Genomic DNA, 14446 nt, shown 5'->3' on the forward strand with positions numbered 1-14446 from the left:
GCTAGTCTCAGCGGCTCAGCTGGGCACAGCCATCCGCGTCATCGTTACTCCCGAGTTCCCAATCGGACCGGCGTGTACCCCTTCGAATCCCGCCCGCTCGTAGAGTCCCTGATTTCTCGGGTTCGTGGTCTCCAACCACGCGCCGTTCCGACCGAAGTCGCGAAGGCCGGCTTCGATGAGGGCCGTCCCGATTCCCTCACCGCGCCGGTCCGCAGTGACTGCGAGGTCGTGAAGGTACGGCCCGCTCGGCAGCGCCGTGTCCCCGCGAGCGACGCGCATGCCCTCGGCGAGTTCACCGAGCCGGTCGCCGAGCAGCAGTCGTGCGACACCGGACGCGCTGGGCAGAGTCTGCGCCGGCGAGCCGCTGTTAGGGACGCCCCAGAGCGCGACACCGACGACTCGGTCACCGTCGACGGCGACATGACCGGCACCCTGAGCGGCATATGTTTCGACACTGGGCCAGTAGAAGGTCGCGATGTGGTCGAGGCGTTCACCGTCCTTCCACATCTCGGCCGGGAAGAGCCACTCGATGAGAGGGTCCACTGCGAAGGCACGAGCGATCGTTGTGCGTGCGTCCGCGGCGTGGGATGCGTCGACAGGCACGTACTCGATGTCGCCCATGAGTCTCCTTCTTCATCGAGACGGACACCTAACGGCGAGACCGACGCGCAGAAGTGTCGGTCTCAGTGTTAAGTGGTGGTCTCGGCGCGCGGACCGCGATACTCCGCGATGATCTGGTCCGAGGCCTTCTCGCTGACCATGTAGACGGCGCTGGCGATGAAGAAGCCCGGGGTGTCGGGGAACACGCTCGCATCGACGACGCGCAGACCCTCGACCCCGCGCACGCGCAGGTCTCCGTCGAGGACGGCCATCGGGTCATCGTCAGTGCCGATCTTCGCCGTTCCGCAGGCATGGTGGCCCCACGCCTCGCGCTTGACGAACTCGCGCAGCTCCTCGCGACTGGCGACTTCGGCACCGGGCACGAGTTCGCGCACAACCTTCGTGTTCTCGATGCTGCCGACGATCGTCCGCGCCATCTCGAGTCCGTCGACGACCCCGTCGAGGTCGCGCTCCCACCCGGGAGACCCCTCGTCGAAGTACCGCATGCGGATGTCGGGCACATCGCGCGGATCCGCCGAGCGCAGTCGCACAGAGCCCGCTCGGTCCCGCGTCCACCCCTTGAGGACGAGCATGCTCATCCGATCGTGGTGCGGCTTCGCATCGTAGGAGTGGTGCGGGTAGTACCCGTGGAAGTCCGCCGCGAGCGAGAAGATGATGACGTCGGCGTTGTCCCCGTCCCCGGCGCTCGTGTGCGCGACCATCGCCGCGAGCGACCCGTTCGTCGAGTACGGCCCGCCGCGATCGTCCTTCCACTCGCGCAGCAGATGGTCATCGGGCTCACCCGGCGCCGGCAGGTCGAGCGTCGAGTCGTCGAAGATCGGGAAGTCGGCATCGAGTTCGTTGACGACGGAGACCTCATACCGGTCGTGGAGATTCTCCCCCACCCCAGGCGCGTCGACGACGACGGGGATCCCGAACTCCTCAAGCTCCGCCGCCGGTCCGATGCCCGAGAGCTTGAGCAGCTGCGGGGTGTTGAAGGCCCCTGCCGCGACGATGACTTCGTTGCGGGCACGGACGGCCGACCGCCTCGGCGAGGGATCATCGGAGCGTCGCTCCGGCGGGGTCGCAGCGTAGAGTCCGGCCCCGGCCAGGTATTCGACGCCGATCGCACGGGTGCCGTCGAAGAGCACCCGGGTGGCGAGCGCATCCTCGATGATCGTCAGCCGATCCGGATGTGCGGCGCGTGCGGCGAGCAGGCGCTCCCGGCTGCCGTTGCGCCGGCCGCCGCCGGCGGCGACGGGGACGAAGGACATGCCCTGATAGCTCGGCGGGGTGTCGGCGGCGTTGATGTCGCGCGGCAGGGAGATGTCCTCGGGGATGCCGAAGAGCTGCCGACTCGTCGTCTCGGTGGCGTTGATGATGTCGAGGAAGCGGGGTTCCCGGCCGGCGATCGCGGGGTCCGCCCGTGTCGTCTGCAACCACCCGTCGCGCCCGTGGCGGGCCTTCGCGTCCCGGTCGGCCTCGCTGTCACCGGGCAGCGGCAGGGCGTCGACGCCCTGCCAGTCCTCGATGCGCTCGAAGATCTCCCGCATCGGGCCGTGCCCCCAGCTCTCATCGCCGGTGAGCTCCGCGAGTCCGTCCCAGTCCCGGGGCTGCGGGGCGATGTGGACCATCGCGCTCACCGCGGTGCTGCCGCCGAGCGTCGATCCGCGGGGATAGAGGATCCCGCCGAGGTCGTCGTCCCATTTCGAGTCCTCCCGCCCCCGGGTGGGATCGTCGTAGTGGGAGACGGCGAAGTTCCACACCATGTCGGGGTCTTCGCTCGCATAGGCCTGCATGACGGGGGTGTCGTAGTACCCGCACTCGTGGTTCCCGCCGGCCTCGAGGACGGCGACGGTGAACCCCTCCTCGGCGAGGTTGGCCGCGAGCGGACCGCCACCGGCCCCGAGCCGACGATGACGAAGTCGTACTCGGGTGCGTCCTCGACGGAGTCCCCTGAGCCTTGGACGGCCTCGGTCACTGGAGGTAGCCCTCGACTTCGCTCACGGGACGCTCCTTGGCGAGGTTGGGATCGCGTCCGGCGTCGCGCTCTCCCTGGCGCTGGCGCAGCAGGTCCCAGAGCTGGTCGAGCTCGCCCTCGAGCTGTGCGATGCGCTGGTGCTCGTGCTCCTCGGTGATCTCTCCCTGCCCGAGGCGGCGGCGCAGCTCGCGCTCCTCCTCGACGGCGGCGTTGATCTGCTCGTGGATCGATTTGTCGGTGGTCATGGGGAGTCCTCTCTCAGGGGTGGGCCTCAGCGGTGGATCTTGTCCATCCAGTCTGCCGGCACGCGGTCGGCGGGCCCGGGCACGGACTGGGATTCGGGGTGGGCCAGGGGCGGCGCGAGCTCCGGGCCCTCGAAGGCCTGCTCGGTGCGGAAGTCAAAGAACCACTCCTCCCCGGGCTCGTAGCTGCGGGTGACCGGGTGGCCGGTCTCCTTGACGTGCCTGCTCGCGTGCTGTGAGGGCGAGGTGTCACAGCAGCCGATGTGCCCACATGCCGCGCACCGGCGCAGGTGGACCCACCACCCGCCGGTCTCCTCGCACTCGACGCAGCCGGGCCCTGAGGGCGGGACTGAGGGATCGATGTCTCCGGGTTCGAGTCGGATGTCCATGCACCGAGTATGGCACAGGTCACACTGTCCGTAACCTATACGTCGGTGACCTCTGCCTCTCCGGCCACCTCGGCGAGGATGACGCGGTAGCCCAGGCGGGCGTCGTAGCCGTGGATCTCCCGGGTGTCGAGGGCGGACATGAAGTCGAGCACCTCGGCGGTGATGACCTGACCGGGCACGAGCACGGGGAACCCTGGCGGGTACGGGGTGACGAACCCGGCCGAGACCGGGGCCTCCCCGTTCTCGACGCGCCGCCGCAGTTCGTGCGGGAGGACGTACTCGACGGACTTCTGCCGCAGGCCCGCGTAGTAGGCCGACCGGAGATCCCCGTCGGGCAGCTGCGCCGCGGGGTCGTCGGCGGGCACCTCGGCGGCGTACTCGGGGGCGAAGGCGCTGAAGTCCGGCAGGGGCGGCATCACCGCGCTCGGCTCGGTCGAGGCGTCGGAGGGGCCGACCTTGTACGGGTCAGTGAACCGCTCGGCGAGCTTGACGAGGACCTCGATGAGGTAGGCGACGGCGGATCGGGAGGTGCCGATGTTCGTCATAAAGAGCACGGTGTTCCGGCTCGTCTTGTTCACCTGGATGCCGTAGCGGTCCATGAGGTACTCGTGCTTGAACGTGTCCCCGTCGACGCCGGTGCCGGTGATCTCGACGGTGATGCGGCTGGGATCGACGACGAACTCGTCCTTCGTCCACGCGTTCCAGAACGTGGCCAGCCCGTCGCGCAGCGGCATCGACCGGGTCGTCTCCCGGTATTCGGCGGGGATGAGGTCCTTGGCCGTGAGCACGCGGAACGTCTTCTTCAGCAGCGGATGCCGGGCGACGGCCGAGGCGAGGCTGACAGCGAGGTCGAGCTGCTTCTGGACGAGCGCGAAGCCCTCCATCTCGACCTGTCGGCGCCCGAGGTCGAGGGAGGCGAGGATCTGGTAGTTCGGCGAGGTCGAGGTGTGCGTCATGTAGGCCTCGTGGAAGGCCTCCTCGGCGCCGGAGCCGAACTCCTGGTCGTAGACGTGGATCATCGAACCCTGCCGCAGCGCGGTGAGCGTCTTGTGCGTCGACTGGGTCGCGTACACCCGGATCGTCGCATCCGGGGGCGCGAGCAGGGTCTCGTTCAGCCACACCTCGTCGGGTGCCGGTTCGCCGGTGACCGGGTCGAAGAGCCGTTTGCGCTGCTCCCGGTAGGCGGCCTCGTGGGAGTTCGTCCGCAGCGTCTCATCGAGACGTTCGGCCGCGACCATCGCGGTGCGCTTGCGGGTGACGGGGTGGAAGCGGGCGAAGGCGAACCACGCTTCGTCCCAGAGGAAGACGAGGTCGGGTTTGATCGCGAGGCATTCGGCCATGACGCGTTCGGGGTCGTAGACGATGCCGTCGAATGTGCAGTTCGTCAGGGTGATCATCCGCACCTCGTCGAGGCGGCCGGCAGCCCGGTAGTCGAGGAGGAGCTGCTTGATCCGGCTGAGGGGAACCGCGCCGTAGAACGCGAAGTCGTTGAGCGGGTACGCCTCGAGGTAGGCGGTGCGGGCACCGGTGAGCATGAGGGCGTGGTGGTGGGATTTGTGGCAGTTGCGGTCGACCATGACGACCTCGCCGGGGGCGACGATCGCCTGGTGGACGATCTTGTTCGCCGTCGAGGTGCCGTTGGTGACGAAGTACGTCCGCTTCGCTCCGAAGGCGCGGGCGGCCAGCGACTGCGCCTTCTTCAGGGTGCGCACGGGGGCGAGCAGCGAGTCGAGTTCGCCCGAGGTCGCGCTCGTCTCGGCGAGGAGCAGGTTGAGGCCGTAGAAGTCGACGAAGTCGCTGATCCACTTCGATCCGACGACGGAGCCGCCGCGGGAGACGGGCAGGGCGTGGAAGACGCCGGCGGGGCGGCGGGCGTGCTCCTGGATGGCGGCGAAGAACGGGGTGTCCCAGAGGTGCTGGACGCGTCGGAGCAGGGAGAGGTGGAGTTCGAACTGGTCCTCCCGGCGGAACACCCTGCGGAATCGGTGGGTGAGCGCTCCCGCGAGGCTCTCGATGTGGGCGCCGGCCATGAGGTAGAGGTCGAGTTCGGGGCGCAGTCCCGCCAGGGTGTCGGCGAGCCGCAGCACTCGGCGCACGGAGTTGAGCGGGCTCATCGGCCCTGTCGGCGACGACGTCGTGCCCTCGTGGGCGAGCGCGACGGCGTTGCGGAGGTCGCGGCTGAGCACCTCCCGGGTCCGGTCGGTGAAGCCGGGGCGGATGACGCAGGCGAGCAGGTTCGGGTTCGTCAGGGCCGCGACCACGGCGTCGTCGGCGGTGGGGACGATGACGTAGTCGTAGATGAACTGGTCGCCGGGGCTGCGCAGCCGCAGCAGGTCGGAGTGGAGTTCGTCGCGGCCGCCTTCGGTCGTCTCGTCGACGATGAGGACCTCGAACCGGGGGCGCGGATCCTGCCGGTCGCGCTGCTCGGCGCGTTCCTCCTCGGTGAGCTCCTCATCGATCGTGTCGGGCACCGTCGTGCCCCGCAGACGGTTGACCGCCTTGGTGATCATGTCGTGGGCCTTGTCGAACTCGCCGTCGGAGAGGAGTTCGGCGATCTCCTCGACGTAGCGCTGACCGAAGCCGCCCCAGTAGAGCTCGATCGTCTTCAGGGACCGCAGGGACCGCCACACCTCGCCGTCGGCGGCGATCATCGAGAAGTCCCCGCCGCTCATGACGAGGCGCTTGATCGCGTACTTGAGGTACTCCCACGCATCCGAACGCAGCCGCCATGTGCTCGCCGGCATCCCCGGGTCGCGTTCGAGCCGCGCCTTCTCGGGGCGAGCGAGGAATCCCTGCTTCGTCGAGACGGGTTTGCCGCCCCGGTCCGAGGACAGGCCGGAGGTGAAGGGGGCGCCTCCCGGGAAATCGTCGGAATCGATGCCGGTCATGCTCGAGCCTCCTGGCGTGATGGTGCGCTGGTGCGGAATCCGTTGTGCTGACGATCATACGGCCTCCCCTCGAACGCGTGGACACCGCGGTGCCCACTTGAGACGAAAGAGTGATAAGCATGAATCATGGATGTCACCGAGTCACAGACCGCCGGCCATCTCATCGTCCAGGAGCTCGAGGCCCACGGAGTGAGGCGGGCGTATCTCGTGCCCGGGGAGTCGTACCTCGACGTCCTCGACGGCCTCCACGACTCCCCGATCGAGACCATCGTGTGCCGGCAGGAGAGCGGTGCCGGCTATATGGCCGTGGCCGAGGGGCGGATGACCGGGATCCCCGGCATCGCCATGGTCACCCGCGGGCCGGGGGCGGCGAACGTCATGGCCGCCGTCCACACCGCCTACCAGGATGCGACCCCGCTTGTCGTCTTCGTCGGCCTCATCCCCACCGCCGCGCGCGGGCGTGAGGCGTTCCAGGAGTTCGACCTTTCCGCGTGGTTCGGAACGACGGCGAAGAAGGTCCTCGTCCTCGACGATCCCGACAAGGCCGCCGAGGTGGTCGTCGATGCCCTCCACACCGCCGTGTCCGGCCGGCCGGGTCCCGTCGTCATCGGCCTGCCCGAGGAGGTGCTCACCGAGCGGACATCCGCGCCGGTGCTGGCCCCGCGGGCGCTCGGAGTCCCGGCCCCGGCCGACGGGGACCTCACCGAGCTGCGCGCCCGCATCGACCAGGCCGAACGTCCCGTGCTCGTCATCGGCGGCGAGGACTGGGACCCGGCCACCGCCGAGCGCATCGCCAGGTGGTCGCGCGACCGCGGGCTCGGCGTCATCGCCACGTTCCGCGCCTACGACGGCATCGACCACGATGCGCCGAACTTCCTCGGGATCCTCGGCTACGGTGCCGCTCCCGTGGCCAAGCGGGTGTTCGCCGAGGCCGACCTCCACATCTTCCTCGGCTGCGTGCGCACCGATGTCGCCACCGACGGGTTCACGATCGGCACGGATCAGCGCACGATCATCATCGGTCCCGATCCGGACGCGCACGGGCACTTCGGGCGTCTCGACGAGCACATCGTCACCTCGGTGAACCGGTTCGCCGAACGGCTCTTCACCGAGGACGGGACCCCCGCGTACACGGTCTCCGCCGACGGCAGCATCGCCGAAGTGGCAGACAGTGGGACGAGAGGCGGGGCGACCGACGACGCCGGCTCCGACGACACGACCCTGGCCTCCAGGATCCAGGAGGCCCGCGCGGAGCTGTCGGACTGGCGGGAGCCGAAGCCGGTCCCGGTCCCGGTGGGGGCGATCTCGGCGGGAGCTGCCTCGGCGAAGGAGCCGGGAGAGGCAGACGAGGTGGCCACAGCCGCCTCGGCGAAGAACGATGACCGCACCTTCGTCGACATGGACGAGGCGTTCGTCCACGTCAGGGAGCTGCTGCCGGCGGACGCGATCATCACGTACGGGGCGGGGAACTTCTCCGGGTGGGCGACACGGTTCCTGCCCACGCACGGATTCCCCTCGGCGCTGGGGCCGCGGAACGGGTCGATGGGCTTCGGTCTGCCGGCCGCGGTCGCCGCGGGACTTGTCGCCCCCGACCGGACGGTGTTCTGCATCGCCGGCGACGGGGACTTCCTCATGACCGGGCAGGAGCTCGCGACGGCCGTCCAGTACGGGGTCGATGTCACGATCGTCATCAACGACAACTCGGTCTACGGCACGATCCGCGGTCATCAGGACCGCGACTACCCAGGTCGGGCGACCGGAACGACGCTTGAGAACCCGGACTTCGCGGCGATGGCCACGGCATTCGGGGGACTCGGGATCCGGGTCGAGCGGACCGAGCACTTCCGGGAGGCCTTCGCCGCGGCACTGGCCCACCGGGGACCGGCCATCGTCCACTGCATCACCGATCCCGCGATCCGCGGGCCGAGACTCTGAACGCACACGCGAAAGGCACTCCGTGAGAATCGACGCGATCTTCACCGATCTCGACGCGCACACCCTCGACCCCGCCCGCCCCCGGGCGACGAAGATCGGCGTGAGATCCGGGCGGATCATCGGCTTCGACGAGGAGCTCGACGGGATCAGCGCCGACCGCGTCGAGTCGCTCGGCGGGGCGACCGTGCTGCCCGGCTTCAACGACGTCCACTGTCACACGACGTGGTACGGCCTCACGCTTGCCTCGGTCGACGTCACGGCGATGCCCGGCGGGTTGCCCGACGTCTACGCAGCGCTTGAGAAGGCGGCCGCAGTCACCCCTGCCGGGGAGTGGATCGAGGCGACCGGCTTCGCCCACCGCGACTACGACGGACAGTACCCGGAACTGAGCCGCCTCGACGAGATCACCGGCGACCGACCCCTGTTCATGCGCCAGACATCCGGGCACGCGGCGATCGTCAACACCGCGGCGATGAAGTTCGCCGGCATCCTCGATGCCGACTTCACCGACCCCATCGGCGGGAAGGTCGTCCGCGACGCCGCCGGGCACCCGACGGGCCTTGTCGAGGAGACCGCGCAGGGACTCGTCCAGGACCTCATCCGCCCGTACTCGTTGGACACGATCGTCGACGCCCTCGACCTCGCCACCGCGCAGTACGCCAGGGAGGGCATCACCTCGTTCGGGGAGTGCGGCATCGCCTACGGGTGGATCGGCCACTCCCCCATCGAGATCTCCGCGTACCTGCGCGCCCGCGAAGAAGGCAAGCTGCGCGCCCGAGCCCAGCTCATGCCGCAGGCCGACGGCCTCCACCCGATCGCTGCGAACTCCGCCGACGGGTTCGGCATCGGCCTCGACGCGGGACTCCGCACCGGCCTCGGCGACGACATGATCAGCATCGGGCCTGTGAAGTTCTTCATGGACGGGGCGATGTCCGGGGAGACCGCGGCGCTGCGGGAGAACTACGAGGGCAGCGACCATCCCGGCTACCTCCAGGCCGATGCCGAGGAGCTGTGGCAGCGCATCCTCGACACCTACGCCTCCGGATGGTCACTCGCCGTCCACGCGATCGGCGACGCCGCCGTCGATGCGGCGATCGCGAACATCGTCGAGGCCCAGACCCGCTTCGGCAGACGGGCCGTGCCCAACCGGATCGAGCATGCGGGCCTCGTCCACGACGAGCACCTTGAGACCCTGGCCACCCACGGCATCGCCGTGACCCCGCAGGCCGCGTTCGCCGAGGCGATCGGGGATGGGATGAACCGCTCGCTCGGGCCCGAGCGTCGGAGGCTGCTCTACCGCGCGAAGTCCTTCGTCGACGCCGGGGTCCTGCTGCCGGGCAGCTCGGATCGACCGTGTGCCGACGGCACCGCCCTGCGTGGGATCGGCGCCTTCGTCACCCGCGCCACCCGGGAGGGCGACGTCATGGGCGCGGCCTCCGAAAGGCTCTCCCCCGCCGAGGCGGTCGCCGCCTACACCTCGGTCGCCGCGATCGCCTCCGGACAGGGGGCGGAGAAGGGGACGCTTTCGCGGGGGAAACTCGCCGACTTCGTCGCCCTGGATGCCCATCCCGCCGAGGTGGCCCCGGCCGACATCGCCGACATCCCCGTGCGCGCCACCGTCCTCGGCGGCGCGTTCACTCACGACGCGAGGTAGCTGCCTCAGCGGGCGAAATCGAGGTCGGTGAGGACCTTGTCGAGGATCCCGAGGCCCTTCTCGAGGTCGTCCTCGCTGATGTTGATCGGCGGGACGACGTGGATGCGGTGGTAGTTGGTGAACGCGACGAGACCGTACTCCTTGAGGGAGGCGAGCACCGAGGCGACCTCGGGCGAGCCTGCGCCGTAGGGGGCGAGCGGTTCCTTCGTCTCCTTGTCCCAGACGAGTTCGATCGCCCAGAACGCACCCGTGCCGCGGACCTCGCCGACGTGCTTCGAGGACTCGGCGATCTGGCGCAGGCGGGGTCCGATGATCTCCTCGCCGATGCGGGCCGCGTGCTCGACCATCCCCTCGTTCTCCATCGCATCGATCGTCGCAACCGCGGCGGCGCACGCGAGCGGATGACCGGAGTACGTCAGCCCTCCGGGGTAGGCCACCTCGGCGAACGAGTCGTAGATGTCGTTGCTCATGATCACCCCACCCAGCGGCACATACCCGGAATTGACGCCCTTGGCGAAGGTGATGATGTCGGGGACGATGTCGAAGTGCTCGAAGGCGAACCACTTCCCGGTGCGGCCGAACCCGGCCATGACCTCGTCGGCGATGAGGACGATGCCGTGCTCGTCGGCGAGTGCGCGCACACCCTGCATGTATTCGGGGGTCGGGATCATGATGCCGGCGGTGCCGGGGATGGACTCGAGGACGATCGCCGCGATCGTCGAGGGGCCTTCGAGTTCGATCGTGCGCCGCAGGTGGCGCAGGGCGCGCTCGGTCTCCTCGGCCTCGGTGGTCGAGTCGAACTCGCTGCGGTAGAGGAAGGGACCGAAGAAGTGGACGACGCCGGAGTCGCCGAGGTCGTTCCTCCACCGCCGCGGATCCCCGGTGACGTTGATCGCCGTCTGGGTGCCGCCGTGGTAGGACCGATAGCGGGAGAGGACCTTGTGCTTGCCGGTGTGGAGGCGGGCCATGCGGATCGCGTGCTCGTTCGCGTCGGCACCGCCGTTGGTGAAGAAGACGTGGTCGAGGCCTGACGGGGTGCGTTCGGTGATGAGGCGGGCGGCCTCGGAGCGGGCGGTGTTGACGTGGGCGGGGCTGATCGTGCAGATGAGGTCGGCCTGCTCCTTGATCGCGGCGACGACTTTGGGGTGCTGGTGGCCGATGTTCGTGTTGACGAGCTGGGAGGAGAAGTCGAGCAGCGGCCGGCCCTCGCCGTCATAGATGTACGAGCCCTCGGTCCGGGAGACGGTCATCGGGTCGAGCGTCCTCTGCGCCGACCACGAGTGGAAGACGTGGGCCCGGTCGAGATCGTAGGCACGGGCCGACTCGGCTCGGATCGCCTCGAGCTCCGCGTCGCTGAGCTTCTCCATGTCGCTGGCCTTTCGCCGTGGGGTTCGGTGCGGCGGCGCCGCCTACGGCCATGGTAGAGGAGGTCGGGACTGCGCAGGGCAGGTCAGGGCGTGCCGGTGGCATTTCGCTAGAGTGGGCCGCATGCCCTACCGGACGATCACCGAGCGTGCCGAGGCCGAGATCGAGATCAAGCGCTCGAGGTTCTTAGGCCTCGTCGCCCCGGTCGCCGACGAGGCCGAGGCCCGCGAGGTCATTGCCGAGCAGCGCTCACTCCACCCGAAGGCCCGCCACCACTGCACCGCGTTCGTCCTCGATCCCGACTCCCGCACGCAGCGCTTCAGCGACGACGGCGAACCTGCCGGGACCGCGGGCGCCCCGATCCTCGACGTCGTCCTCGGCCACGAGCTCACCTTTGTCGTCGCCGTCGTCACCAGGTACTTCGGCGGCACCCTGCTCGGGGCGGGAGGACTCGTGCGCGCGTATGGGCAGGCCGCCTCGGCGGCGGTCGACCGCGCCTCCGTCGTGGTCAGACGGGAGCTCGTCCCGGTGCGTGCCAGCGTCGACTATGCCCAGGCGAACGCCCTCGAACGGGCGGCTGAAGTGCGGGGATGGTCGGTGCGGGCCAGCTACGGCGCCGAGGTGGAGCTGACGGTTTTCGTCCCCGTCGCCGAGGTGGACCCGGCACTGGCGATGTTCGCCGACCTCACAGCAGGTCAGGCCCATCCGAACGTCGGTGACGTCGAATGGGCCTGAGGGTGCGCGTGCGCTGAGCCTGCTGGCGGATCACTCAGTCGAGAGCGGCGATCTTCGCGACCTGCGCGTTCGTGAGCATGACGAGGTCCTCGGGTCGGATCTCGATCTCGAGGCCGCGGCGGCCGGCGGAGACGAAGACGGAGGCGTGCTCGAGGGCGGTGCGGTCGATGACGACGGGCACGGCGTGGCGCTGCCCGAACGGGGAGACCCCGCCGACGGGGTAGCCGGTGCGGCGCTCGGTCTCGGCGACGCCGGCGAGCTGGGCCTTCTTCGCTCCCCGTGCCGAGGCCAGCGCCTTGAGGTCGAGCTGTCCGGAGACGGGGACGAGGGCGGTGACGGGCGAGCCGTCGACCTGGATCATCAGGGTCTTGAACACCTGGTCGGATCCGACGCCGAGCTTGTCGGCGGCCTCCGAGCCGTAGCGTCGGGTGGCGGGATCGTGGTCGAAGCTGTGCAGGCTGTAGTCGATTCCTGCGAGATTGAGGACTCGGACGGCCGGGGTCGCCGCGCTTGCCGGTTTGGATGCAACTGTCATAGGGGGGATCGTGCCTCCTGCCCGTGGACCGAACGGGACATCCTCCAAGGCCCGGCGGCCCCGAGATGTCCCGCGTCGATACGGACGGAATGTTGTTCTCGATTGCTGTTTCCGTACCCGCCCACAATAGGCGAAGCGTCAAGTCCAATGCCAATCAATGGCGCGTCTGCGAACTCGCCGGTAGCCTGTTTCCCTCCTGTTCACGCGGGGAGATTGAGGTCAGGTGCCTTGTCACCCCCAACCGATTTCGTGGAGCCGGTCGTCGTCGATGCCGTAGAAGTGGGCGATCTCGTGGACGATCGTCACGACGATCTCCTCGCGGAGGTGGTCGCGGTCCTCGGCGTAGGCGATGAGGTTGTCACGGTAGAGGAAGATCGTGTCGGGCATCTCGAGGCCGCGCTGCCCGCGTTCGCCGATCGGAGTGCCGTCGTAGAGCCCGAGCAGGGTCGGGCTCCCGTCCTCGGGTGCGTCCTCGACGAAGAGGGCGACGTTGTCGAGCTCGTCGGTGACCCCAGCAGGCAGGTCCTCGATCGCCTCGTCGAGGATCGCCTCGAACTCCTCCTCGCTCAGGTACTCCATGGCCCGATCCTAGCGGGCGCGACTGACACGGGGGCGTCCCCACTCGCCGTGCAGCCGTCCCCTCGCCGTTCACCTCATCGTCATCCCGTGGCCGTTCACCTCATCGTCATTCCGTCGCCGAGGTGAGGTGGAGTGGTCCCCGACGTGCACGACCGCCCCGGCGGGGTGGGATCGGAAGTGCACAGCAGCCTCGGCGGGTTCGGTTTGGGGTGGGGCGACCGCCTCGGCGGGGTCGGACGGGGCGGCACGAGCACCTCGGCGATGGGGTGAGAAGGAGGGGTTCCGGGCACTGTCGGAAGCCGATTTCGGGGCCTCGAAATCTGTGACGGAGGACACCGGGATCTGTTTTGCATTCTCGGAAATGGTTGGGATAAGCTTAACGTCGTTGCCCACGGGGAATCCGAGAGCAAACTAGGCCCCCATCGTCTAGAGGCCTAGGACACCGCCCTTTCACGGCGGCGACACGGGTTCGAATCCCGTTGGGGGTACGGTGTAAGATCGAAAGGTCGCACACCACAACAGTAAGGCCCTGTGGCGCAGTTGGTTAGCGCGCCGCCCTGTCACGGCGGAGGTCGCGGGTTCGAGTCCCGTCAGGGTCGCGGAGCATAAGGCTCTTCTTCGGAAGAGCCTTTGTTTCTCTCGGCATACATCACGTATGTCGGCGACCAGGCTCTGTAGCTCAGTTGGTAGAGCGTTCGACTGAAAATCGAAAGGTCACCGGATCGACGCCGGTCGGAGCCACCACAGAACGAGAACCCCGCGGATTCCGCGGGGTTCTTCGCATTCGCCGGCTCAGGCGAGCCGCGAACACCCGGTGGAACCACGACCGCCCGCCGGCACAATCATCCCCTGCGGGGATCACGCACTGATCTGAGAGCTCACACTGGCGATGAGCACGTCGGCAGACCGCTGGATATGGCATTCGAGCGCCTCCACAGCGCCGGCGACATCACGGGCGACCGAGAGCTCGGCGATCCGCCGATGCTCCTCGGGCACGTCGCGGGTCTCATCGGCGACGAGCTCGCGGGACCAATGGACGAAGAGTTCGGAGCGGGCACGCAGATCCGTCGCGACCTTCGCCAGGGTCTCACTCCGTCCACCGGCGAGGATGGCGGCATGAAACGCCCTGTGAGCGCGATCCCACTCCCCGGTGATGTGCCCGCCCTCGTCGGTGAAGCGCGTCTTCTCAAGCGTGTGATGGGCCGCCAGCACCAGGGACTCCCACGCCAGATCGCCGTCGGCGATCGACTCCCGCAGCGCGGCGGCTTCGATGATCCGGCGCGCACGCGTGAGATCTTCGAGCAGACCCGCAGTGAGCTCGGGAACCGAGAACCCTCGCTGGGGGCTGGCGCTGAGCAGTCCGTCCTGAGCCAGTCTCGTCATCGCCTCACGAAGCACGGACGGGCTGACGGAGAACCGGTCGGCGATCTCGCCGATGCGCAGCTTGGAGCCGGGCGTGAAGCATCCCCGCAGAAGCTCCGCCCGCAGACGGTCATACGCTTCGGCGGACAGAGTGCTTCCGACCCGAGATGCAGCCATGTCG

General features: G+C 68.7%; 13 protein-coding genes and 3 tRNA genes. 7 read left to right on the top strand and 9 right to left on the bottom strand.

Going from position 1 to position 14446, the window contains the following annotated elements; all coding sequences use genetic code 11:
* Positions 1-15 precede the first annotated feature (15 nt).
* From EZE58_RS07375 to EZE58_RS07395, 5 genes are all read right to left on the bottom strand, one after another.
* Positions 16-621: a GNAT family N-acetyltransferase gene (locus tag EZE58_RS07375; protein WP_009377693.1), complete on the bottom strand. Its 606-nt coding sequence runs from the start codon at positions 619-621 to the stop codon at positions 16-18.
* A gap of 68 nt (positions 622-689) precedes the next feature.
* Positions 690-2399 (bottom strand): GMC oxidoreductase, encoded by a 1710-nt coding sequence (locus tag EZE58_RS17690; protein ID WP_346773175.1) that lies wholly within the window; start codon positions 2397-2399, stop codon positions 690-692.
* Positions 2400-2577: 178 nt separating this feature from the next.
* Entirely contained in the window at positions 2578-2826 is a 249-nt protein-coding gene (locus EZE58_RS07385; protein WP_009377690.1) for a DUF2630 family protein, read from the bottom strand.
* A gap of 26 nt (positions 2827-2852) precedes the next feature.
* Positions 2853-3212: a UBP-type zinc finger domain-containing protein gene (locus tag EZE58_RS07390; protein WP_063249973.1), complete on the bottom strand. Its 360-nt coding sequence runs from the start codon at positions 3210-3212 to the stop codon at positions 2853-2855.
* Positions 3213-3247: 35 nt separating this feature from the next.
* Positions 3248-6100 carry a beta-eliminating lyase-related protein gene (locus EZE58_RS07395; RefSeq protein WP_167560158.1) on the bottom strand — a complete coding sequence of 951 codons (2853 nt, stop codon included), beginning with the start codon at positions 6098-6100 and terminating at the stop codon, positions 3248-3250.
* Between the two features lie 126 nt (positions 6101-6226).
* Here EZE58_RS07395 and EZE58_RS07400 point away from each other — a divergent pair, with 126 nt between their 5' ends.
* Both EZE58_RS07400 and EZE58_RS07405 read left to right on the top strand, forming a co-directional pair.
* Positions 6227-8035, top strand: a complete 1809-nt coding sequence (locus tag EZE58_RS07400) for a thiamine pyrophosphate-dependent enzyme (protein WP_009377686.1) — start codon at positions 6227-6229, stop codon at positions 8033-8035.
* Between the two features lie 22 nt (positions 8036-8057).
* Entirely contained in the window at positions 8058-9689 is a 1632-nt protein-coding gene (locus EZE58_RS07405) for an amidohydrolase (protein ID WP_167560160.1), read from the top strand.
* 5 nt (positions 9690-9694) lie between these two features.
* Here the strand turns inward: EZE58_RS07405 and EZE58_RS07410 are convergent, their stop codons facing one another.
* Complete coding sequence (locus tag EZE58_RS07410; RefSeq protein ID WP_009377684.1) at positions 9695-11056, bottom strand: aspartate aminotransferase family protein; 1362 nt, start codon at positions 11054-11056, stop codon at positions 9695-9697.
* Between the two features lie 121 nt (positions 11057-11177).
* Between EZE58_RS07410 and EZE58_RS07415 the strand changes: the two genes are divergently transcribed.
* Positions 11178-11789, top strand: a complete 612-nt coding sequence (locus EZE58_RS07415; RefSeq protein ID WP_009377683.1) for a YigZ family protein — start codon at positions 11178-11180, stop codon at positions 11787-11789.
* A 34-nt stretch (positions 11790-11823) separates the two neighbouring features.
* Here EZE58_RS07415 and ybaK read toward each other — a convergent pair whose 3' ends face one another.
* Both ybaK and EZE58_RS07425 read right to left on the bottom strand, forming a co-directional pair.
* Entirely contained in the window at positions 11824-12324 is a 501-nt protein-coding gene (gene ybaK / locus EZE58_RS07420) for a Cys-tRNA(Pro) deacylase (RefSeq protein ID WP_009377682.1), read from the bottom strand.
* Positions 12325-12555: 231 nt separating this feature from the next.
* Complete coding sequence (locus EZE58_RS07425; protein WP_009377681.1) at positions 12556-12903, bottom strand: metallopeptidase family protein; 348 nt, start codon at positions 12901-12903, stop codon at positions 12556-12558.
* Between the two features lie 132 nt (positions 12904-13035).
* Between EZE58_RS07425 and EZE58_RS07430 the strand changes: the two genes are divergently transcribed.
* From EZE58_RS07430 to EZE58_RS07445, 4 genes are all read left to right on the top strand, one after another.
* Complete coding sequence (locus EZE58_RS07430; protein ID WP_164672042.1) at positions 13036-13173, top strand: hypothetical protein; 138 nt, start codon at positions 13036-13038, stop codon at positions 13171-13173.
* A gap of 145 nt (positions 13174-13318) precedes the next feature.
* Positions 13319-13391, top strand: a tRNA-Glu gene (locus EZE58_RS07435).
* A 37-nt stretch (positions 13392-13428) separates the two neighbouring features.
* Positions 13429-13502 (top strand) — tRNA-Asp (locus tag EZE58_RS07440).
* Between the two features lie 69 nt (positions 13503-13571).
* Positions 13572-13647: transfer RNA gene (locus EZE58_RS07445), tRNA-Phe, on the top strand.
* A 114-nt stretch (positions 13648-13761) separates the two neighbouring features.
* On the opposite strand, the gene EZE58_RS07450 is transcribed toward EZE58_RS07445, so the two are convergent.
* On the bottom strand, positions 13762-14442 hold the full coding sequence (locus tag EZE58_RS07450; RefSeq protein ID WP_009377680.1) for a GntR family transcriptional regulator: 681 nt from the start codon (positions 14440-14442) through the stop codon (positions 13762-13764).
* Between the last annotated feature and the right edge of the window lie 4 nt (positions 14443-14446).

Source organism: Brevibacterium sp. LS14 (genome assembly GCF_012027885.1).
GTDB lineage: Bacteria > Actinomycetota > Actinomycetes > Actinomycetales > Brevibacteriaceae > Brevibacterium > Brevibacterium casei.